The following is a 21,325-nucleotide window of genomic DNA, read 5'->3' as shown; positions in this document are numbered from 1 at the left end:
TACTGCTTTATCTTTTTATCAAATAAAACAATAAAATTCATTGTTATAGTCTTATAACGCTTATCAATAATTTTCCAAAATGAACTTAATGTTTCAATGCTCAGCTGTTTGGCGGTTGCTAATTAATCATTAAAACCCATCTGTTCTTTTACATATTCAATGGGTGCATCTTCACCTGTCCAAATTTTTATTTGCGCAGCGCCTTGCCATAACATCATGCCTATGCCATTTAATGTTTTACAGCCTTGTTTTTCTGCTATTTCTAGTAGTTTTGTTTTACGTGGACTGTAAATACAGTCTGTAACAACAAGATCAGGATTTAACATTGTTGGATCAGTAATTAAGCTTTGTCCTTCTAATGGTTTCATTCCGACACCTGTTGCATTACAAAGAACAGCACTGGCTGCAATTTCTTGGCGTAGCTGATCTTTATCAGCCAGATCAATAACACGCACATGACATTGGGTATTTTGATTCAATTTTTTTGCAACCGCTTCGATCTTGGCATAGCACTCATCTTTTTGGTTAAAGATGGTGATCTGTTTTACACCATCAAGTGCAGCTTGTACCACAATGGCTGTCGCAGCGCCACCGGCACCAAGGATGGTTATTTTTTTTCCTATCACATTAATGTTGGCTTCTTTAAGCATACGCATGTAACCCATTCCGTCAGTGTTATAACCGGTTAAAACCCCATTATCATTTGAAATAGTATTACATGCTCCACTCATTTCAACAGCAGGTGTTAACTTATCAAGGTATTGGCAGACAAGTTGTTTATTAGGCATAGATACTGCACTACCACGTAAACCTAATGCCCGAAGTCCTTTAATTGCATCAGGCAGTTTTTTTTGGTCAACTTCAAATGCTAAATAAACATAAGGCACATCTAGTTTTGAATAGATGGTATTTTGCATTTGAGGGGATAAACTATGCCGAATAGGGTAAGCCATTAAACCAATCAATAAAAAATGTCCGTCGATATTATTTCTCATTAACCACTCTCCACAGTCGCCTTGTTTTTTTAGTCAGGCAATTTATTTTTAAAATTCTTTAGTAATACGTTTTTGGGCTTGTGTATTAGATAAGAGTGAGTATACACTATCGATTGCACTTTCAACATCTATCGCCTAAAATAATAAGCTTTTCTTCTTAACTAAGAATTTATTTATGAATATTGTGCTTGATTTGTTCTCGTCAATAAATGCAGTTGTAGTTGCGGTAATTTGCATGCTAATTTTGTCTCTTTGCCGTGTTCATGTCGTTATTAGCTTAATTATAGGTGCATTTGTTGGTGGGTTATTTAGCCATTTATCGTTGAAACAAACCATTGATGCATTTAATACTGGGATCAGTAATGGGGCGAATATTGCACTTTCTTATGCGATGTTAGGCGCATTTGCAGTGGCGATATCAAAATCTGGTTTACCTGAACTATTGGCAGATAAAGCGATCAAGCAGCTTACATCAAGCGATGCGAAAAGACGTATTAAATGGGTTTTAATTGTCATTATTGTGCTTGTTAGTATTTCTTCACAAAATGTGATTCCTATTCATATTGCCTTTATACCGCTTTTAATTCCGCCACTTTTATATGTGATGTCGCGATTACAGCTTGATAGAAGGATGATTGCTTGTATTATGACATTTGGGTTAATTACGCCTTATATGTTTTTACCTGTGGGATTTGGGAATATCTTTTTAAATCAAATCTTATTAAAAAATATTACTGCATCAGGCATGGATGTGAGTCATGTGAATGTGATGCATGCAATGGCGATTCCCGCGTTAGGTATGTTTATTGGTTTATTATGGGCTATCTTTGTCAGTTATCGTAAACCTCGAGAATATAAAATCATTCAGGATGAGACCAATTTAGATGCGTTAAACAATGTGAATAAGCGGTCTTTGATTGTTTCATTATTGGCAATTTTTCTCTCTTTTACTGTGCAACTTTACACTGGATCAATGATTTTAGGTGCTTTAATTGGCTTTATTTGCTTTATTGTATCGGGTTCAATTAAATGGGGTGAAGCGGATGGTATTTTTACTGACGGCATCAAAATGATGGCAATGATCGGTTTTGTGATGATTTCAGCACAAGGTTTTGCCGAAGTATTAAAACAGACTCATGAAATCGAACCTCTTGTTATTCATAGTGCGGCTTTATTTGCTGGCAATAAAGTGATTGCTGCTTTTGTTATGATGTTAATTGGACTGATTATTACCTTAGGTATTGGCTCTTCATTTTCGACAGTCCCTATCATTGCTGCAGTTTATGTGCCACTTTGTGTGCAGCTTGGTTTTTCGCCAATTGCAACAGTGTGTTTAATTGGCGCATCTGGTGCAATTGGTGATGCAGGATCGCCGCCTTCAGATACCATTTTAGCAACCTCTGCAGGGCTAAATCATGATGGGCAACATGACCATATTCGCGATAGCGTTATCCCAACATTTACCCATTTCAATATTCCGTTATTTATTGCCGGTTGGGTTGGATCGTTAATTTTATAATCAACTATTGTTGAATTTAGGTTACTATCATTATGAATAATCGATCACATCAAAATATTCGAGCTATTTGTGCACAAGCTATTTTTAATGTGCTAGAAGAAGGTCAATCATTAAGTGCTACATTGATAACTTTAAATCATAAAATAGCCGATAAAGATAAGGCATTGGTACAAGAGATCTGTTTTGGTGTGATGCGAGTATTGCCAGAACTTAATTTTTATATTCATACTTTAATGAGTAAAGTGTTAACCGGTAAGAATAGAATTTTGCACTATCTATTGTTAGTGGGGATTTACCAGATTCTTTATACTCGAATCCCAGAACATGCCGCAGTTGGCGAAACAGTCAATGCTGTCAATACACTGAAAAAGACACAACTTAAGGGTGTAATCAATGGCGTACTACGCGAATTTTTACGCCAGCAAACCTCATTACAACAAAAATTTACGCAAGATAACAAACAACAAAACCAGCAATCATTACACCCAAGTTGGCTGTTAGCTCGCCTTAAACAAGCCTATCCACAGCAGTGGCAGGCTATTGTCAATGCTAATAATCAAAAGCCACCAATGTGGTTACGGGTTAATCTTAATCGATATACAGTCACTGAGTACCAACAATTACTTGCTGAGCAACAAATTGAGTCTGACACCTTTGCTGAGCTACCTAGTGCACTGCGATTATTGTCACCTGTCAATGTGACTAAATTACCATATTTTGATAATGGTGCTGTTACGGTACAAGATCTGTCTGCTCAATATGCAGCTTATTTGTTAGCACCACAAAATGGCGAGTATATTTTGGATATGTGCGCAGCACCTGGTGGTAAAACCACACATATTTTAGAAGTTGCCCCAAAAGCACAAGTTTTAGCCGTTGATATTGATCCTAGCCGAGTTAAGCGCATTCACGAAAACTTAACACGCTTAAACCTACATGCCGAAGTTAAAGTGGGCGATGGATTAACCCCAGAACAATGGTGTGAAGGGCAACAATTTGATCGCATTTTACTTGATGCACCTTGCTCGGCAACAGGGGTTATTCGCCGTCATCCAGATATAAAATGGTTACGCCGAGATAGTGATATTGCACAATTAACAGCGTTACAATATGCGATTTTAAATAGAATTTGGCCTTATTTAAAAACTGGTGGCACGTTAGTGTATGCGACTTGTTCCATTCTACCAGACGAAAATAAATTACAAATAGAGCGTTTTTTACAAGAAAACACCAGCGCCAAATTACAAGGTGAACTTAAACAATTTTTACCTACTGAAAATGGTGGTGATGGTTTCTTTTATGCGATTTTAAAAAAGCATAGTTGATACAACATAAAATATGATCATTTATTAATTATTATAAATATCATATTGATTTTTATTAGTTATATTTGTTTATAATTTCAACTAACTGCTGACCGTGTTGTTGTGCTTTTGTTTTTATTTTAGCTTGAACTTCTTCAACCTCTGGTGAAACACCATATAAAAGTCTTGGTGGCAGATATTCCATTTGCGCATATAAGGCTGATACTTTGACGGGCTCTAATAAATTATCCATTAAATCGTTGCGATATTTTTTATAATTCTGTTCTTGTTGTCCTATGGTTAAACTTGATAATAGTTTTTTACCTTTTAATTTATCGCCTTTGGAACCATAAGCAAATTGGTAAGTAAATACTTCATCAAACCATATTTTTAATATTGCTGGCATGTTATACCAGTACATTGGATATTGTAAGATGATAAGGTCATGTCTGAGTAATGCGGCTTGCTCCTCTTGCACATTGATTTGATAGTTTGGATAAAGCTTGTGAATATTGCGAATTTCAATATCCTCAACTTTATCTTGTAATGTTTCGATAATTGTTTTATTGGCGATAGACTGTTTAATGTTGGGGTGACCTAAAATAATTAATGCCATAATGATACCTTTTTCCTTTTTTGCTATTAAAATGATAGTTACTCTAATTAGTTTATTCGTAAATAAGCTTATAGCAATATCTATCAAACTTGATAGTTAGGTGAATTAATGCAAATAGATGAACAAAGACCATTAAAACGTTATAACAATAAAATTTATGATTGTCCTATTATTCTATCAATGGATTTAGTTGGCGGAAAATGGAAAGGGGTGATAATTTATTATTTGCTTTCTGGTGAAAAAAGATTCAGCGAATTGAAAACCATTATTCCTCATATTACCGATATGACATTAAGTATACAACTTAAAAAATTAGAGGCGGATGGGTTAATTACTCGACGCGTTTTTGGTGATAAACCCCCTTTAAAAGTTGTCTATAAATTAACTCCATTGGGTGAAAAATTGGGACCAATATTAGAGCAACTTTGTTTATGGGCGTTGAATATTTAATATCAATATAAGTATCGCGGTGGAATGATTAAAGGCAATTTACAGACTTATCCATTTTGTCAAAAAGTTTCAGGTAACATGGTATTTTAGTATAAAAGCAGGTAGAAGAATAACGAAATCCTAACTTGGACAATCTGTAGTAGTTATGGTAAATTTTGGGCTTGTTTTATGTTCTGAAGACTTTCTAATATGGCTTACACGCTTACCTACAATGATTTACCTGAAAATATCCAACATTGGCAAGGATTACCACTTTCATTAAATGGTTGTGAAGTGGTTCCTTTAGATTATAATGCAGGTAAAACAGGCTGGATTATTTATAGCAAAAAATTAAATAAAACAGTATTGTCAAAATTCCAAAATCAACTTGCTATGCCAATGGTGATTGTTTCGTCATGGAAAATCAAGTCTTATCAGATTGTTCGCATTGCCGGTGTTATGCCCAAAAAAGCTAAAAGTATTTCATTAACTTTAGGTATCGATGTATCACCGATTGATAATTTACCAACACTCCATTCCCCAGGTTTATTAGTGATGGATATGGACTCAACAGCTATTGGTATTGAATGTATTGATGAACTAGCGAAATTGCATGGTGTCGGGCAGCAAGTGGCTGAAGTGACTAAACAAGCGATGCGGGGTGAACTGGATTTCGCAACAAGTTTGCGCAAACGTGTGGCAACGTTAAAAGGAGCACATCAAGATCTTTTACTGGAAGTAAAAAATAGCTTACCCCTTACGCCAGGTTTGACCTATTTAGTAAAAGAATTGCACAAAAAAAATTGGCATGTTGCTATTGCCTCAGGCGGTTTTACCTATTTTGCTGATCACTTAAAGCAAAAGTTAAAATTAGTTGATGTTTATGCCAATCAGTTAGACATTAAACATGGCAAGTTAACCGGTAAAGTGAATGGTCAAATTGTTGATGCAAAATATAAAGCAAGGACATTACAACAATTAGCAACAACACTCAATATCCCCATTGAACAAACGGTGGCGATTGGTGATGGAGCCAATGATTTAATGATGATTCGTATAGCGGGTTTAGGCGTTGCTTATCATGGTAAGCCCAAAGTGGTTGAAAAGGCACGAATCAGTATTAATTATGCTGATTTAACGGGTTTATGGTGCATTTTATCAACCAGTTTATTAAGTGAAGGTTAGGAGATTAAATTGGCAAAAGCAGTAAAACGTGCTTATGTTTGTAATGATTGTGGCGCAGATTACCCGCGTTGGCAAGGGCAATGTAGCTCATGTCATGCTTGGAACACGATTACCGAAGTTAGACTGGCTAGCACCTCATCACGTAATGACCGATTAACCGGTTATGCGGGTAGTGGGATTGGGCAGGCTAAAATTCAAAAATTATCCGAAATTAGTTTAGAGGCTCTGCCAAGATTTTCCACTGGTTTTTCAGAATTTGATCGTGTGCTTGGTGGGGGGGTAGTACCCGGTAGCGCGATTTTAATAGGGGGGAATCCTGGTGCAGGTAAAAGCACGTTGTTACTGCAAACCATGAGTAAGCTCTCATCACAAATGAATACACTGTATGTAACTGGTGAAGAATCACTTCAACAAGTTGCGATGCGTGCACATCGCTTGGGGCTACCTGCTGATAATATCAATATGCTGTCCGAAACAAGCATTGAGCAAATTTGCCTGCTTGCCGAGCAGTCACAACCTAAACTTATGGTAATTGACTCTATTCAAGTGATGCATCTTACTGATATCCAATCCTCTCCCGGTAGTGTTGCACAAGTTCGAGAAACAGCGGCCTATTTAACACGTTTTGCCAAGACTAAAGGCATTGCCATTATCATGGTAGGGCATGTGACTAAAGATGGTTCGTTAGCAGGTCCCAAAGTGCTTGAACATTGTATTGACTGTTCTATTTTATTAGATGGTGATGCTGATTCTCGTTTTAGAACGCTACGCAGTCATAAAAATCGCTTTGGGGCAGTAAATGAGCTAGGTGTTTTTGCTATGACCGAACAAGGTTTAAAAGAGGTCAGTAATCCATCAGCAATATTTTTAAGCCGTGGCGATGAGATGCTACCCGGTAGTTCGGTAATGGTATTGTGGGAAGGTACTCGCCCATTACTGGTTGAAATCCAAGCGCTGGTTGATCATTCCATGTATGGCAATCCAAGACGTGTAACTGTTGGGTTAGATCAAAATCGACTTGCGTTATTGCTTGCCGTGTTACACCGGCATGGAGGATTGCAAATGGCCGATCAAGATATTTTTGTTAATGTGGTTGGGGGCGTTAAAGTCACCGAAACCAGTGCGGATTTAGCATTGATAGCCGCACTGGTTTCGAGTTTTCGCAATCGTCCGCTACCACAAGATATTGTTATTTTTGGTGAGATTGGTCTTGGTGGCGAAATTCGGCCGGTACCAAGCGGACAAGAGCGTATCTCTGAAGCGGCTAAACATGGGTTTAAAAAGGCCATTGTACCTATTGCCAATATGCCAAAGAAGAAACCCGAAAATATGCAGATTTTTGCCGTTAAAAAAGTGTCTGAAGCGTTAGATATTTTAGGTGATTTTTAAAAGCTATCTCAATTATCAACCGCTAAAATTACTCCGCCGAGGGTTCTCGGCGGATAAGATTGGATTTATTTTCGATTAAATTTGCGACTAACCTTATTTTTAATAACAAATTTCATAACAAGGTTGATAAGCACTTCCCCCCGGCAATTTCATTCGGTCTTGTTTAACAAAACTACGCAATAAGTTATCAAGTTGCTGCATAATTTCAATATCACCTTGTAATTTATATCGACCATGTTCGCTAATTTGCTTCATACCAAACTCTTTCACGTTACCTGCAACAATACCAGAAAACGCACGACGCAAATCAGCGGCTAATAGTTCCACAGGTTGATCACGATGAAGATTTAATGACGCCATATTAGCGTGGGTTGGTTCAAAAGGATGTTGTAATGATTCATCGATTTTCAATAGCCAGTTAAAACCATAAGCATCGCCCGTTTTTAAGCGTGAAGATTTAACATGTTTAACGCCATCTTTCATAATGCGCGCAACTTGTTCCGGCGAGTCGATCACGATTTGATAAAGCTTCGTTGCTTCATCGCCTAATGTGCTACGAATAAAATTATCTATTGAAGCAAAATAGTCCTCACACTCTTTTGGTCCTGTCAGAATAAGAGGAAATGTTTGGTGTTCATTGGCTGGGTTTAATAAAATACCTAGAATATAAAGTAACTCTTCGGCGGTTCCCGGTCCACCTGGAAAAATGATAATGCCATGTGCCATGCGCACAAAAGCTTCAAGGCGTTTTTCGATATCAGGCATAATAATCAGTTCATTGACTAGCGCATTAGGTGGTTCTGCTGCAATAATTGATGGCTCTGTCATACCAATAAAGCGGCTTTCTTTATAACGCTGCTGCGCATGACCGACCGCAGCGCCTTTCATTGGTGCTTCCATAACACCAGGGCCACAACCGGTACAAATGTTAAGCTCACGTAAACCCAGTTGCATACCCACTTGCCGAGCATAGTAATATTCGCGTTCGTTAATAGAATGGCCACCCCAACAGACAACCAAATTGGGCTCTTCACCCACATGGAGCGCATTGGCATTACGTAAAATTGAAAAAACAAGGTTGGTAATATAAAACGAATGGTCTCTTTCAAATTTGATATTGGAGATAAGCTCTTTAACGGCGCTGATTTGACTGTTCAAAAAAAGGATATCACGTAATACAGCAAATAGATTGGCTTGGATCGAACGAATAATTCGCCCATCAACAAAAGCGCTTTCCGGCGCATTAATCAATTCTAATTTTACGCCCCGTTCTTTACTAATGACATTAATTTCAAAAGACTGGAATCTATCTAACAGATCTTTAGTATTATCGGTTTTAGTACCAGCATTTAGTGTGGCTAACGAACAATTTCTAAATAATTGATAGAGCTCGCTATTGGCTGATTTTTTTAAAATATCGACTTCAGCTTGAGCAAGTAAATCCATGGATCCGAATGGGCTAATATGGGTGATCATTACAACCTCCATTTGACGTTTTTATCGACATAAAGACTATTATATACTCAAAATGATTAAATGAGTAAGTTTGATAAATTCAATTATATCAAATAGCTGTTTTTGGGATGATTGAGTTTTATATGATTAGAATTCGGTCGAACAATGCAATTTGCTTACAATTCAGGATTACAATTATCTCAGGATTAAAATTATCCTATAAAACGCATAAGGTGTTTTACACGAAACTATTTTATTAGGTTTAACTGAATGATAGATTTTTAACAAATGTGTTTTTTGAATAGCTAAATATTTGCTGTTTATGCCTCATTACCCATTAAAGTGTGTATCGACTTTCGTTTTTTTGATTTGGTTGTGGGCAGGTTGGTTTAGTTTATTTCCTGTTTATACCATGGTTATCATTTTAATATTCTTAATAAAAAGACACGTTATAAAAATCAATTTGCTCATAGTCAAAAAATCAAGCCTATGCTAGACTGAACTAAACTCTGAAGCTCTTTTGCCTAAGTGATATTTCAATTCATATGGTGGATTAGCCGCGGTATAGCACAGAAATGGCTATGCTTCCCGATTTGGATAAGGTGTTTAATATATATATGCAATTAGTTGATAATTATCAGCGTCGATTTCAATATCTGCGTTTGTCGATTACCGAGCTGTGTAATTTTCAGTGTCAGTACTGTTTACCCAATGGTTATCGACCTAACAAGGCTCATAAATTTTTGTCGCTCAATGAAATTAATAATGTTGTTGCAACATTTACTGAACTTGGTGTGCGTAAAATTCGGTTAACGGGTGGTGAGCCTACTTTGCGTCGTGATTTTATGGATATTTTGTCGATCATCTCTGCTTACCCAAGAGTGAAAGAACTTGCCATTACAACCAATGGTTCTCGTTTATTAAAAAATATTCGTAATTGGCATCAAGCTGGTTTGAATGCTATTAATATTAGCATTGATAGCCTTTCCCCTCATTTATTTAAATTAATTACCGGTCAAGATAAGCTTAAAGAATTAATGCAATGTGTGGACAGTTCATTAGAAGTCGGTATAAAAAAGGTCAAAATTAATACCGTTTTGATGAAAAACATGAATGATAATTTAGATGATTATTTGTTATGGATTAAATGTCGCCCTGTAGAGTTACGTTTTATTGAGCTTATGGAAACGGGCGAAAGCCTTGAGGTGTTTAATCGCTATCACCAGTCCGGTAGTTTGATTGAAACACAGCTAATTGCACAGGGTTGGCAATTGCAATCGAAAAATCCGCTATCAGGTCCAGCTAAAGTTTATGTTCATGACGACTATCAAGGTAAAATTGGACTGATTATGCCGTATTCAAAAGATTTCTGTAAAAGTTGTAATCGATTGCGTGTATCATCAATTGGTCAATTGCATTATTGTTTGTTTGGTAATGCGGCCGTTGATTTGCGTGATTTACTCCAAAGCCCAGCGCAAAAGCAACAACTAATCGCAACAATCCTCTCCTCATTAATGATCAAACCAGAAAAACATCTGTTACATGCACATAATGTCGGAATTATGCCTAATTTATCCTATATTGGTGGATAATTGGGTGTTTTGTTTTGGTACATTCATTATTTGCCAATGCTGTATTGCCCAATCTAAAAGTTGCTGTTGTGTGGCATCTTGCCAATCTTGTGGTACACATTGTCCCAAAAATTGCAGAGCTTGAACGGTTAATATTTTAAGATTGTTTAGGTCAATCGGGTTGGCATGGTTTTGTTTTGATAGCTTATTGCCGTTGTTATCGAGTACTAACGGTAAATGGCAGTAGCTTGGCACAGAAAAGCCGAACAGTTGATACAGTGAGATTTGTTTTGCGGTGACAGGTAATAAATCTGCACCTCGCACAATTTCAGTAATGCCTTGCTGATGATCATCTAATACCACCACTAAATTATAAGCAAATAAACCATCTTTACGATGAATAATAAAATCTTCTTGTGCGTTAGCTTGTTCGACGGTTTGTAAGCCACGAATTTGATCAGTAAATTCAAACACAGAATGGTTTTGTTTTAAACGAATCGCAACTTGTTTATTATTGATAGATAAATGCCTTTCACGACAAAAATTATCATAGATACCATTGGTCAGACTTTGAATTCGCTGCCTAGTACAATCACAATAATAGGCTTGTTGATTATCGATGAGCGTTTGTAAAATAGCTTGGTAACGTTCACCGCATGCTGATTGGTATAACACATCATCATCCCAATATAAATTTAATGCTTCAAGAGTTTTTAATATCAGTGATGATGCCCCTTTAACTTCTCGTGGTGGGTCGATATCTTCAATACGAACCAGCCATTTACCGAGGCAAGATTTAGCTTGGAGATAGCTCCCCAGCGCCGTTACCAACGAACCAAAATGTAATGGTCCTGATGGTGAAGGGGCAAAACGACCGACATAATGCATAGGTCTAATTGAGAATGATAGATGAAACGGGTGTTACATGCCCATCTGTTTTTCACGAAGTTCCGCAAGCGTTTTACAATCAATACATAAATCTGCTGTTGGTCTTGCTTCTAAGCGACGAATGCCAATTTCAACGCCACAAGATTCACAATAACCAAAATCATCTGTTTCAATTTTCTTTAATGTTTTTTCAATTTTTTTAATCAGTCTTCTTTCTCGATCTCGAGCACGTAATTCAAGACTGAATTCTTCTTCTTGTGTTGCTCGGTCAGCTGGATCTGGAAAGTTCGCTGCTTCATCTTGCATGTGAGTAACCGTTTTACCCATTTCACCTTGTAGTTGAGCAAGCCAAGCCTCTAAAATAAGTTTGAAATGTTTTAATTGCTTAGGGTTCATGTACTCCTCGCCTTGTGCTTCTTTATAAGGCTCAAGCCCAGCAATTGAAAGCAGGCTAAGAGAAGATGTATTTACTTTTTGTTCCTTTTTCATAGCAATCCCCTTAAGAACAGATTATTTGCAAGCGCTAAACTATAGCAATAATTCAGCCATTGGCAAATTTTTTTTATCATTTTTTTTACTTTAAATAAAAAAATAATGTAATTCACTGTTATTGATAAAAATAGTTAATTATTCCATGGTCTCAAATCATTTTTAGGACATTTGGCAACTAAATCTTTTAACTTATCGTTATCAGGTAACATAAGGCTAGGGGCAATATCAAATAAAGGGTAGAGCACAAACTCTCTATTTTTCATATGATAATGAGGGATAGTGAGTCTTTCACTATGTATGATTAAATTATCATACAACAAAATATCGAGATCTAAGGTTCGAGCACCCCATCGATTGTCTTTACGTACACGACCTTGCGCTTTTTCTATGGATTGTAGTTCGTCAAGTAGTTCAATCGGAGATAAATTTGTCGTTAGTTCTATGACGGCATTAAGATAATCATTTTGGTCTTGTGGACCAAGAGGTTTGCTTCGGTAAAAAGGAGAAATAGCCGTAACTGTTGTGTTAGATAGCTGCTTTAATGCCGCAATTGCACGATTGGCTTGTGACAATGGATCTTCAAGATTACTGCCTAAGGCGATATAACAAGTTGACATAATAAGATGTTAAATTTTTGATTTGATTATTTTTTGTAGGAAGTATTTTAACATATAAAATAATGGCTAAAAATGATTATATCAATGGCGAATACGTTATTATTTTAGGTTATTAGAATATAACTACTTAATCTTTAACCTGTGGCTAATTATACGTTATTTTAGCTATTCCAAAGTAAACCAGTTTCACTAATCACTTATCGACTTTGCTGAGTTTGAGAGTTTTGCATGAATTTAGGTCAACAGTTAAGTTTTTTAATCAGAAATACGCCAATAATCAGTAACCCTCAAGTTATTGATTGTGCTATTAATGGGATAACTGATTATTTTGCTTGCACTTTACAAGCTTGTCATGAAGATGATGTTCATAAATTGCTAGCATGGATAGTAGATGAAGGCGGTAATGCCAGAGCTTGGCTAATTGGTCAAAAAAAGTTAGCTAGCGCAAGGCAAGCCGCGCTACTTAATGGTTTTCAAGCCCATTGTTTAGATTATGATGATGTACATTCAGATGTTCGCGGTCACCCCTCTGCCGTTATTTTATCTGCACTCATTGCCAGTATTCGATTAGATAATGCTGAGCAAAAAATTGATGGTCGGCGTTTTTTAACCGCTTATGTTATTGGTATCGAAGTGATGGCCTTATTGGGACAAAGCATTAATCCACAGCATTATGAAAAAGGTTGGCATGCAACTATTACTTTGGGTGGGATTGCGGCAACAGCGGCTATTTGTTATCTCTATGATGAACCTTTTTTATCACAAGCATTAACGTTAGCTGCGACTCAAGCATCGGGAATGCGTTTATTAATGGGCACGCCGATTAAGTTTTTGCATGCTGGGATAGCAGCCCAGCATGCCATACAAGCGGTTGAGTGGTTAAGAGCGGGTATACATGCCGATCAGGATTTTTTAGATGACAAATTAGGTTTTTTGGCTATTTATGGACAAGGTAATACACGTTTTGATTTAAGTCATTGGGGTAAAACTTGGAAGATTGTGCATCCCGGATTATGGTTTAAAAATTATTCTTATTGTTCAGCTGCTGCTTATATTGCTGATGCGGGGCAATTGCTTTATCGGAATGCTAACTTTAGTGTTGATAAGATTGAGAGTATCACTATCTTTTTTTCTCCACCACAAAGTGATGCAGCGTTAATTTATCAAATGCCTTTGCTTGCTGAACAAGGGCGTTTTTCGGCTGAGTATGTTTTAGCATTAACTCTTTTAGGGTTGCCACTTAGTTTTGAACAGTTTTCAGCAAAACCTATTGCAAATGGCATAAAAAATTTGATGCAGAAGATGAAACGAAGCTATCAAATACAACTTACACCCCATCCACAGGCGTATAATCAACGTTATGTTGTTGTTGAGATTGTTAATAGTACAGGTGAAAAGTTGAACCAAAGAATTGACCTTCCAAAAGGTTCGCCAAAAAATCCATACAGTCAGCGAGAATTATCATTGAAGCTGGTCAAAGCCGTAGGTGACCAAAAGACCGCGGATAATTTATTGAAAGATATTTGTGCGCTTGCGGTCGGTTTAGATCTGCATACATTTTTATTGTCACATCTTTTAACGCTTTAACGATTAAAAACTCATTCTATGGTTAAGTCAGTTTTTAATGGTTAAATTTCAAAATCGATTTCATCGGTTAATTGGCGCAAAAAGCGTTGTGTTATTTCATTTTGTGGATTATCAATTATTGATTTTGCCGGTCCTTGTTCAACAATTACGCCATCAGCCATAAAAATAACTCGGTCTGCAACATACTTAGCAAACTCCATTTCGTGGGTCACGATAATCATTGTGATATTTTCTTTAGCTAGCTGTAGCATTACTTGTAGTACTTCGTGTACACGCTCGGGATCAAGTGCGGATGTTGGTTCATCAAACAATAATACTTTGGGTCTGACTGCAAGTGCTCTTGCGATAGCAACACGTTGTTGCTGACCACCAGATAAGGTTATGGGATATTGTGTGGCGTAAGGTAACATACCAACGCGTTTTAATAATGATAGACCAAGTTGTTCTGCCTCTTTTTTATCTATCTTTTGTCCAACAATTAATGGATAGGTGATATTTTCTAATGCGGTTTTATTTTTAAATAAATTGTAGTGTTGAAAGACCATTGCAGATTGCTTGCGTAAATGAGTTTCCTCTTTATTACTATAATGCTTAGCATCTAGTATTGCTGTGCCAATTTCAATCGTGCCGGTGTTTGGTTTTTCTAATAAATTTAAGCAACGTAATAAGGTCGATTTGCCTGATCCTGACGGTCCAATAATTGCAACCACTTCGCCCTGTTCAATGTTTAGGTTGATCTCTTTCAAAACTTCATTATTAGCAAAGCGTTTAGATAAATGTGATACCGTAATCATAACTTGTCTCCTTAACGATGATAGGGGGCTGTGAGTTTCTGTTCTAACTGTTTTTGTATCCAAGAATAGATAACAACAGTCAGCCAATAAACAATGCCTACAGCTAGATAGGTTTCAAAGTAGAGGAATGAGTTAGCAGTTAACATTTTTCCGGCTGCTAATAGTTCTTGCACGCCAACAAAAAAGGCAACAGACGAATCTTTAAGTAATGAGATAAACATATTACCGGTGTTCGGTAAGGCATTGACCATGGCTTGGGGCAGTATAATACCTCGATAAACTTGTATTTTACTTAAACCTACTGTTAGCCCTGCTTCTTTCTGCCCGTGATCAACTGATTCTAAACTTGCTCGGAAAATTTCGGCTAAATAGGATGAATATTTTAAACTAAAGCAAATAATGGCTGCCGTTGTTGCCCCCATTTGTTTTAAAACAGGAAAAATCTGCGGTAACCCGTAATAAACAATAAACAGTAAAACAACGGAAGGTATTGCTCGAAACAGAGATATAAACAGTGCAAAAAGAGTATCGATAATGATTATTTTATTGCTACGCAATAATGCAATCGCTAGCCCTAATGTAATGGCAAACATAATTGATACGATGGTAATAAAAAGGGTAACCGGCAGATAAGGCAATATCTGCGGAAACACACTTAAAAAATAGTTTACATTAAAATTCATAAGGTAATATCTTCACCAAAATATTTAATTGCCAGATTTTTCAATGTGCCATTAGTGCGTAACTTTTCGATGGCTTGATTGAATTTTTCACGCAGTGCTTGACCTTTTTCATCTTTACTAAATGGAAATGCGACTTGCTCAATAGTAATGGGTTCACCAACTAATTTGAACGGTAGATTTTTACGCTTAATTTCAGCCAGTAATATCGGTTTTGAATTAACATAGCCATCAACCCGTTGATATTCCGTATCATACATTGCACCATCTCGTGTTTCATAGGTCTTGATAGTGATTTCATTGTTAGGAAAGGCTTTTTTTAGATTGTTTATATGATTTGAGCCTAGCACACCAGCAATAGTTTTACCTTTAAAATCAGATGATTGATTAATATTATTGTTATCTTTGTGAGTAACAATTTGGCTACCATAAAAGCTATAGGTGTTGGAAAAATCATATTTGGCTTGACGAGCAGGTGTAACTGCAACCGCATTGGCAATAGTATCTAACCGCCCAGAATCAAATTGCCCCATCAACCCACCAAATTCGGCAATGTTCCATTCGACTTTGTAGCCTAATTCTTTGGCAATCGCCTCGGTAACTTCAACATCAAATCCGACTAATTTGCCATCTTGCTTATACCCGTTTGGGTAGCTCTGTCCTGTAGAACCCACTTTAATAATATTTTGCTCTGTGACTTGATGGCTGGATTGATTATCACAACCGATTAAAGTTAGGCTTGTTAATAAAAGAGCGGATAGTAACGTGTTTATTTTTTTCACTGTTTATTACTCCTTTTTTTCCATTCGATATAGTTTTTATGATTTAAGATTTTTTCAAAATAGAGCGTAGTATGATCTGACGTTAAATCAGCTTGCCCTATTTTTTTATAGCCTTTATTAATATAAGTTTGCGCAAGCCATGGATGATTTGCGGCAGTACCTAACGTGACAGCAGGTAATTTTAGTTGGTTGATTAAAATTTGCCGTTCAACAAAATCCCATAATGCATTACCATAGCCTTGACCTTTATATCGTGGATCTGTTGCAAACCAACCTAAATGGGGTAACCCATAAGGTCCTGGGTTGTTGCCCCACGGAAAGCGAATGCTTAAAGTTGATAGTAGCTCATCATCTTTTTCAAATAAATACACGGCATTAGACTCAATATGCTCAGCAATCTGCGATTGCTTGATTGCTGCTGCGGCAAAATGAATGCCTAATTGAGTTGTGGCTTGATAAGCACTATGCAGTAGGGCTTGATAAGCTGGAATATCTTTATCAGTCATTAAGCGAAAACTCATGCTAATACTCCACACTGTTCAGCGTATTGAATGACTTGTGCTACTTTTTCAGGAGCAGAGCCAAGATAGTTAATTGGATCTAACCAAGTATCAAGCTCGGATTCGGTAAATTCTTTGTTTAAACTTGGATCTTCTAATAATATATCTTTAAATGGTCGATTTTGTTCAAACGCTTTCATGGCGCTTTGATAAACCAGTTGATGAGCAGTTTGTTTGCCTAATCGCTTACCAATTTCGAACATGACTTTTTCTGATAACAGCAAGCCATTTTGTAGTGATAAGTTAGCTAACATCCGATCAGCATTGACTTTTAGACCTTTAAGTACCGCTAACGCTATTTGTAGTTGCGCTGAAATGTAAAGGTTAATTTCAGGTAGTGCGATCCATTCTGCACGCCAACTCATGGCATCGCGTTCATGTTCAACTTTCATTGATTCGTGAATTAATGCGACGCTTTTTAAAAGTGGCGCTGTCAAACTGGCTAAACCTTCTAATGCTGCTGGGTTGCGTTTATGTGGCATGGTGGTTGAACCAATTTTCCCTGCTGAGAAGGGTTCTTCGACTTCGTTAATCTCAGTACGCATCAAGTTATAAAATTCATTACCTATTTTGCCTAATGTGCCACTGATTAGCGCGACGACTGATGCATATTCAGAAAAACGATCACGCGCAGCTTGCCAACCGATATTAGGGGTATTTAGCCCTAGTAACGTTAACGCACGAGATTCAACCTGTGGGCCTAATTTGCCTATTGATGCATACGTACAAATTGCGCCACTAATATTACCGACTAATACGCGTTGTTTAATTTCGCTTAAACGTTGTAAATGTCGAATAAATTCATCTAACCATACTGCAAGTTTAAAGCCAAAGGTTGTGGGAAGCGCTTGCATGCCATGCGTACGCCCAACCATGGGTAAATATTGATACTGTTTGGCTAAACGTTTTAGTTCGAGTGCCACCTGTTTGCTATCGCGTTCAATGACAACAAATGATTGTTTTAATTGTAAAACAGTTGCAGTATCGACAATATCTTGTGTGGTTGCCCCGTAATGAATATATTGACCGGCATCACCGACTTGTTTTTGTAGTGCGTTAATGGTCGACATTAACGAGTGTTTGGCCTTTGCCGCTTCTTCGGCAATGTGTTGTATTGATAATTTAGTTACATCAGCTTTGGCTATGATTGCATTGGCAGCTTCAGCGGGAATTACACCTAGCTCACCTTCTGCTTGAGCTAAAGCAACTTCGACCTCTACTTGTTGTTGCAGGCGATTTTGCTCTGACCAGATCGCCCTCATTTCGCTCGTACCAAAGTTATTGCCTAAAATTAAAAAATCTAAAATATGTGATGCCACCTAACTATCCTCAATCATTGTTATTATTCTATTAAATAATTATTAGTAATTAATGGAGGATCGTCTAATAATCTGTTTGTCTATGGATATAACTAATTGGAATAAAAGATTAATGAAAATGGGCAATTTTTATGATTTAAGTCATAAACAAGATACTTTTTGAGTCATGAGGATCCTTACGCTAAACAATTTCATCTTTCTGTACAAATAACTCATAAAAATAAATGATTTTATTTGGTTTTTTCTTGTTTTCTGTTTCTTGAATCGCTAATTATTTGCCGATTATGCAACATTGCCATTAAAGTACGTATCACGCTTGCGACTTACCCATTATTTTAGGGCTAGCAATTTTGGTGAATTGTTAATTGAGACGATGGCGATCACCGTTTTTTATAAATAGAGATGCTGAAAATTCTCAATTCATCACAAAACGGTATAGAATCCTGAATATTTTTTACAAAAAATATAACCTAAAACGTGAATAGTTTTATGAATACCACATAGTGATCCCACAACTCACCTAGAAAATGACGCTAACTATTTTCGTATTTATATTTAATGGTAGTCATGTTATTTAATGTTTAATGAGTTTTTCGGTGCGATAAATGGTTGGACAACTGACCTTAAAGCAGTTAGCCAAATCGGTGACGGTGATTTTTCTTTATGATGTAGGCACCATTTTGTTTATCTGGGATACGGCGTTATATCTATGAATGACAGTCGCTTTTCAAATTATGGTAAATAACGCGAGTAATTCTTACAGTTTATTTTTTATATAGATAAGGGATTTGAAAAAATATTAAAAATAAGATCAATGCTGTTTCTAAATGTTTTTTAATAATTAAAATTATCTCAACTTTAAAAGACCCAAAAAAAACACTCTGTATTTGAGTGTTTTTCAGCATTAACAATGTTCTGGTATTTGTTTATTACAATTTTTATAGCACTTGAACAATGGATTCGCAAAGTCTGGACATGTTATCTAACGTCATGCCTGCCACATTGATACGCCCTGAATTAACTATATAGATACCATAATCATGGCGTAATTTTAGCACTTGCTCTTCGTTCAAACCACTGAACGAGAACATACCATTTTGTTTGGCGATGAAGCTAAAATCTTGATTCGCTCCTTTATCTTGTAAGGTTTTTACAAATAGTTGTCGCATGCGGTGAATGCGTTGACGCATACTTGTTAATTCATCGATCCACTCTTCTTTTAATTCTTCATTGTTTAAAATGTAAGAGACGATTTTAGCACCATGTGCAGGTGGGTTAGAGTAATTGGCCCGAATAATTGTTTTGACTTGACTAAAGGCGCGATCGGCAATTTCAGCATTTGCAGCAATTAAGGTAAATGCGCCAACCCGTTCGCTATAGAGACCAAAATTTTTAGAATATGAGCTTGCAATCAGTAATTCAGGGTGGTTTTGAGCAAATAATCTTAATCCGTAAACGTCTTCTTCGATACCTTTTCCAAAGCCTTGATACGCTAAATCAAATAATGGTAACCAGCCATTTTTTAAGGCTAAATCTGAAATCGCTTGCCATTGTTCTGGGGTTGGATCGATACCGGTCGGATTATGACAACAACCATGGAACAATACCGCTTCACCTGAAGCAACTAGGCTTAAGCTACTCATCATGGCATCAAAATCAAGAGTGTGCGTTTGTGGATTGTAATAATGGTATTCACGTACTTCAAGGCCAGCAGCTTGAAATACACTACGATGATTTGGCCAAGTTGGATTACTTACCCAAACACGTTTTACTTTAGTTCGGCGAGCTAAAAAGTCCGCCATAATGCGTAAAGCTCCTGTTCCACCTGGGGTTTGGACGGTTCTTGTTCGTTCATTTTCGCGACCCAAAAGCAGAATTTGCGTTGCCATATTGAACGCTTTGACGCCGTCAATAGGTAAGTAACTTTTGGTAGTTTCGTTATTTAATAAAAAATGCTCTGCTTTTATCACACTCTCTAAAATAGGTGTTTTGGTTGTTTCATCTTTATAAACACCGACACTTAAATTAATTTTATTGCTGCGTTCATCTTTATTATAAAGATCGGCTAACCCTAAAATGGGATCTGCCGGTGCTGCTGTTAAATATTCAAACATAATTCACCCATCTGATCTAATGACTTTCAACGCATTATATACACATTATTTTGTAAGATACAATTTTGATAATCGTTACTTTTGCAAAAGATGCGCACAAGTATTGTATTATTGCCAAGCAATTATTGTTTAACATGTAACAATTAGCTTATCTAAAAAAGTAGTTAAATCGTGTGCTAGGACAATTAATTCACCGGTAATTAAATCTTCTTTTACGATTTCGCCTGTTAAATTATTGATGGCAATGATTTCAGTGCTTTCATCTGTCGATGCAATAAAGATGGTTGGTATGCGTTTTAATTTTTTTTGTTGGGATAAATGTGCAATTAAATTTTGTTCTAACGTTGAAAAATCGTCGTCATTCCATGCTTGAATTAAGGTTAAGTGGGTGTTGACAAATTGAGCAGTCATATTTCCAGCATATTGTGTGCCATAAAAAAAGTGAGCGCAGGCATGTAACGTGATGCCAATGACTTGTTCAACAATTGAGAGATCGCTTGGTGGTTCTAATAAGAATGGTTGCCAATATACCGTAAGTTGCTGCGTTTTTAAAATACATGGAGAGGCGATAGCATGTAATTCTTCACTTGATGGTGCGAAGTTGAATTGGTTAATCCAACGCGCAGTAAAATTAAGTAAGGCTATTTTATCAGTAGAGCTCATAAATAGATATTTCTCATTTTAAATTATAATATTATTTATTCACAATTATACTGATTAACTTTTGTTATGCACAATTGCTTCATCTCTTTATTTTTTGTGAACAGAAGAATGAATCAGCTAAATTGAGTGTAAATATGCTTTAAGTAAATAGGCGTTTTAGTATAAAAATATAAGCAAATCAACCAAGTTATTTATAATGTGGTTGGTTAATGGAAAATAAGAAAAAACACCCCCTCAACTGTTTATAAAACAGCCATCTTAATTTGCTTGCTATCCTTGGCTGAAACGTTAATAATAGTGAGGGATAATTTTATCCTTGTAATGCAGCAATGGCGTTAGACATTACAGTTTGTCAAAATAAAATAG

20 protein-coding genes and 1 riboswitch are annotated in these 21,325 nt (G+C 36.6%); of the genes, 7 read left to right on the top strand and 13 right to left on the bottom strand.

What is annotated here, in order from left to right; genetic code table 11:
• Positions 1-122: 122 nt before the first annotated feature.
• Positions 123-995, bottom strand: coding sequence for a shikimate dehydrogenase (locus BQ5209_RS02800; protein ID WP_085247055.1), 873 nt, complete (start codon positions 993-995; stop codon positions 123-125).
• A 175-nt stretch (positions 996-1,170) separates the two neighbouring features.
• Between BQ5209_RS02800 and BQ5209_RS02795 the strand changes: the two genes are divergently transcribed.
• Together BQ5209_RS02795 and rsmB are read left to right on the top strand one after the other, a co-directional pair.
• Positions 1,171-2,514, top strand: coding sequence for a Na+/H+ antiporter family protein (locus BQ5209_RS02795; protein ID WP_085247054.1), 1,344 nt, complete (start codon positions 1,171-1,173; stop codon positions 2,512-2,514).
• 32 nt (positions 2,515-2,546) lie between these two features.
• The gene (gene rsmB, locus BQ5209_RS02790) at positions 2,547-3,839 is read left to right on the top strand and encodes a 16S rRNA (cytosine(967)-C(5))-methyltransferase RsmB (RefSeq protein WP_085247053.1); all 1,293 of its coding nucleotides are present in this window, start codon (positions 2,547-2,549) and stop codon (positions 3,837-3,839) included.
• A gap of 55 nt (positions 3,840-3,894) precedes the next feature.
• Here rsmB and BQ5209_RS02785 read toward each other — a convergent pair whose 3' ends face one another.
• Positions 3,895-4,434 (bottom strand): NAD(P)H-dependent oxidoreductase, encoded by a 540-nt coding sequence (locus tag BQ5209_RS02785; RefSeq protein ID WP_085247052.1) that lies wholly within the window; start codon positions 4,432-4,434, stop codon positions 3,895-3,897.
• A gap of 108 nt (positions 4,435-4,542) precedes the next feature.
• Between BQ5209_RS02785 and BQ5209_RS02780 the strand changes: the two genes are divergently transcribed.
• The 3 genes from BQ5209_RS02780 to radA all read left to right on the top strand — a co-directional run bounded on the left by BQ5209_RS02780 (position 4,543) and on the right by radA (position 7,437).
• Complete coding sequence (locus BQ5209_RS02780) at positions 4,543-4,884, top strand: winged helix-turn-helix transcriptional regulator (protein ID WP_085247051.1); 342 nt, start codon at positions 4,543-4,545, stop codon at positions 4,882-4,884.
• Positions 4,885-5,073: 189 nt separating this feature from the next.
• The gene (gene serB, locus BQ5209_RS02775; protein WP_085247050.1) at positions 5,074-6,048 is read left to right on the top strand and encodes a phosphoserine phosphatase; all 975 of its coding nucleotides are present in this window, start codon (positions 5,074-5,076) and stop codon (positions 6,046-6,048) included.
• A 9-nt stretch (positions 6,049-6,057) separates the two neighbouring features.
• Positions 6,058-7,437 carry a DNA repair protein RadA gene (radA, locus tag BQ5209_RS02770; RefSeq protein WP_065560869.1) on the top strand — a complete coding sequence of 460 codons (1,380 nt, stop codon included), beginning with the start codon at positions 6,058-6,060 and terminating at the stop codon, positions 7,435-7,437.
• A 99-nt stretch (positions 7,438-7,536) separates the two neighbouring features.
• On the opposite strand, the gene ppnN is transcribed toward radA, so the two are convergent.
• Positions 7,537-8,913: a nucleotide 5'-monophosphate nucleosidase PpnN gene (ppnN, locus tag BQ5209_RS02765; RefSeq protein ID WP_085247049.1), complete on the bottom strand. Its 1,377-nt coding sequence runs from the start codon at positions 8,911-8,913 to the stop codon at positions 7,537-7,539.
• Between the two features lie 474 nt (positions 8,914-9,387).
• Positions 9,388-9,513, top strand: a riboswitch (molybdenum cofactor riboswitch).
• Here ppnN and moaA point away from each other — a divergent pair.
• A complete protein-coding gene (moaA, locus tag BQ5209_RS02760) occupies positions 9,510-10,484 on the top strand; it encodes a GTP 3',8-cyclase MoaA (protein WP_085247048.1) in 975 nt (324 codons plus the stop codon). It overlaps the preceding riboswitch by 4 nt.
• Here moaA and gluQRS read toward each other — a convergent pair.
• The 3 genes from gluQRS to folK form a co-directional block, all read right to left on the bottom strand.
• Complete coding sequence (gene gluQRS, locus BQ5209_RS02755; RefSeq protein WP_085247047.1) at positions 10,464-11,351, bottom strand: tRNA glutamyl-Q(34) synthetase GluQRS; 888 nt, start codon at positions 11,349-11,351, stop codon at positions 10,464-10,466. The genes moaA and gluQRS overlap by 21 nt on opposite strands.
• A 33-nt stretch (positions 11,352-11,384) precedes the next feature.
• Positions 11,385-11,840 (bottom strand): RNA polymerase-binding protein DksA, encoded by a 456-nt coding sequence (dksA, locus tag BQ5209_RS02750; RefSeq protein WP_085247046.1) that lies wholly within the window; start codon positions 11,838-11,840, stop codon positions 11,385-11,387.
• Positions 11,841-11,974: 134 nt separating this feature from the next.
• Positions 11,975-12,460, bottom strand: a complete 486-nt coding sequence (folK, locus tag BQ5209_RS02745) for a 2-amino-4-hydroxy-6-hydroxymethyldihydropteridine diphosphokinase (protein ID WP_085247045.1) — start codon at positions 12,458-12,460, stop codon at positions 11,975-11,977.
• Positions 12,461-12,688: 228 nt separating this feature from the next.
• On the opposite strand from folK, the gene BQ5209_RS02740 reads away from it, so the two are divergent.
• Positions 12,689-14,047 carry an MmgE/PrpD family protein gene (locus BQ5209_RS02740; protein WP_085247044.1) on the top strand — a complete coding sequence of 453 codons (1,359 nt, stop codon included), beginning with the start codon at positions 12,689-12,691 and terminating at the stop codon, positions 14,045-14,047.
• Positions 14,048-14,088: 41 nt separating this feature from the next.
• On the opposite strand, the gene BQ5209_RS02735 is transcribed toward BQ5209_RS02740, so the two are convergent.
• From BQ5209_RS02735 to syd, 7 genes are all read right to left on the bottom strand, one after another.
• Complete coding sequence (locus BQ5209_RS02735) at positions 14,089-14,841, bottom strand: amino acid ABC transporter ATP-binding protein (protein ID WP_085247043.1); 753 nt, start codon at positions 14,839-14,841, stop codon at positions 14,089-14,091.
• A gap of 11 nt (positions 14,842-14,852) precedes the next feature.
• Positions 14,853-15,524, bottom strand: coding sequence for an amino acid ABC transporter permease (locus BQ5209_RS02730; RefSeq protein ID WP_085247042.1), 672 nt, complete (start codon positions 15,522-15,524; stop codon positions 14,853-14,855).
• Positions 15,521-16,303 (bottom strand): amino acid ABC transporter substrate-binding protein, encoded by a 783-nt coding sequence (locus tag BQ5209_RS02725; RefSeq protein ID WP_085247041.1) that lies wholly within the window; start codon positions 16,301-16,303, stop codon positions 15,521-15,523. Before BQ5209_RS02725 ends, BQ5209_RS02730 begins: the two co-directional genes overlap by 4 nt.
• Positions 16,300-16,824, bottom strand: coding sequence for a GNAT family N-acetyltransferase (locus BQ5209_RS02720; protein ID WP_143421834.1), 525 nt, complete (start codon positions 16,822-16,824; stop codon positions 16,300-16,302). The genes BQ5209_RS02725 and BQ5209_RS02720 overlap by 4 nt, the downstream gene beginning before the upstream one ends.
• Positions 16,821-18,182 (bottom strand): adenylosuccinate lyase, encoded by a 1,362-nt coding sequence (gene purB, locus BQ5209_RS02715; protein WP_085247040.1) that lies wholly within the window; start codon positions 18,180-18,182, stop codon positions 16,821-16,823. The genes BQ5209_RS02720 and purB overlap by 4 nt, the downstream gene beginning before the upstream one ends.
• 938 nt (positions 18,183-19,120) lie before the next feature.
• Positions 19,121-20,296, bottom strand: coding sequence for an amino acid aminotransferase (locus BQ5209_RS02710; RefSeq protein WP_085247039.1), 1,176 nt, complete (start codon positions 20,294-20,296; stop codon positions 19,121-19,123).
• A 129-nt stretch (positions 20,297-20,425) separates the two neighbouring features.
• Positions 20,426-20,959, bottom strand: a complete 534-nt coding sequence (syd, locus tag BQ5209_RS02705; RefSeq protein WP_085247038.1) for a SecY-interacting protein — start codon at positions 20,957-20,959, stop codon at positions 20,426-20,428.
• Positions 20,960-21,325 lie beyond the last annotated feature (366 nt).

It is taken from the genome of Gilliamella mensalis, from assembly GCF_900103085.1.
GTDB lineage: Bacteria > Pseudomonadota > Gammaproteobacteria > Enterobacterales > Orbaceae > Gilliamella > Gilliamella mensalis.
This window is presented reverse-complemented; position numbering and strand designations above follow the sequence as displayed.

Coding starts and splice junctions, on each gene's coding strand:
- BQ5209_RS02800 (WP_085247055.1), bottom strand. CDS start 995: ATGAGAAATAATATCGACGGACATTTTTTATTGATTGGTTTAATGGCT.
- BQ5209_RS02795 (WP_085247054.1), top strand. CDS start 1,171: ATGAATATTGTGCTTGATTTGTTCTCGTCAATAAATGCAGTTGTAGTT.
- rsmB (WP_085247053.1), top strand. CDS start 2,547: ATGAATAATCGATCACATCAAAATATTCGAGCTATTTGTGCACAAGCT.
- BQ5209_RS02785 (WP_085247052.1), bottom strand. CDS start 4,434: ATGGCATTAATTATTTTAGGTCACCCCAACATTAAACAGTCTATCGCC.
- BQ5209_RS02780 (WP_085247051.1), top strand. CDS start 4,543: ATGCAAATAGATGAACAAAGACCATTAAAACGTTATAACAATAAAATT.
- serB (WP_085247050.1), top strand. CDS start 5,074: ATGGCTTACACGCTTACCTACAATGATTTACCTGAAAATATCCAACAT.
- ppnN (WP_085247049.1), bottom strand. CDS start 8,913: ATGATCACCCATATTAGCCCATTCGGATCCATGGATTTACTTGCTCAA.
- moaA (WP_085247048.1), top strand. CDS start 9,510: ATGCAATTAGTTGATAATTATCAGCGTCGATTTCAATATCTGCGTTTG.
- gluQRS (WP_085247047.1), bottom strand. CDS start 11,351: ATGCATTATGTCGGTCGTTTTGCCCCTTCACCATCAGGACCATTACAT.
- dksA (WP_085247046.1), bottom strand. CDS start 11,840: ATGAAAAAGGAACAAAAAGTAAATACATCTTCTCTTAGCCTGCTTTCA.
- folK (WP_085247045.1), bottom strand. CDS start 12,460: ATGTCAACTTGTTATATCGCCTTAGGCAGTAATCTTGAAGATCCATTG.
- BQ5209_RS02740 (WP_085247044.1), top strand. CDS start 12,689: ATGAATTTAGGTCAACAGTTAAGTTTTTTAATCAGAAATACGCCAATA.
- BQ5209_RS02735 (WP_085247043.1), bottom strand. CDS start 14,841: ATGATTACGGTATCACATTTATCTAAACGCTTTGCTAATAATGAAGTT.
- BQ5209_RS02730 (WP_085247042.1), bottom strand. CDS start 15,524: ATGAATTTTAATGTAAACTATTTTTTAAGTGTGTTTCCGCAGATATTG.
- BQ5209_RS02720 (WP_143421834.1), bottom strand. CDS start 16,824: ATGAGTTTTCGCTTAATGACTGATAAAGATATTCCAGCTTATCAAGCC.
- BQ5209_RS02710 (WP_085247039.1), bottom strand. CDS start 20,296: ATGTTTGAATATTTAACAGCAGCACCGGCAGATCCCATTTTAGGGTTA.
- syd (WP_085247038.1), bottom strand. CDS start 20,959: ATGAGCTCTACTGATAAAATAGCCTTACTTAATTTTACTGCGCGTTGG.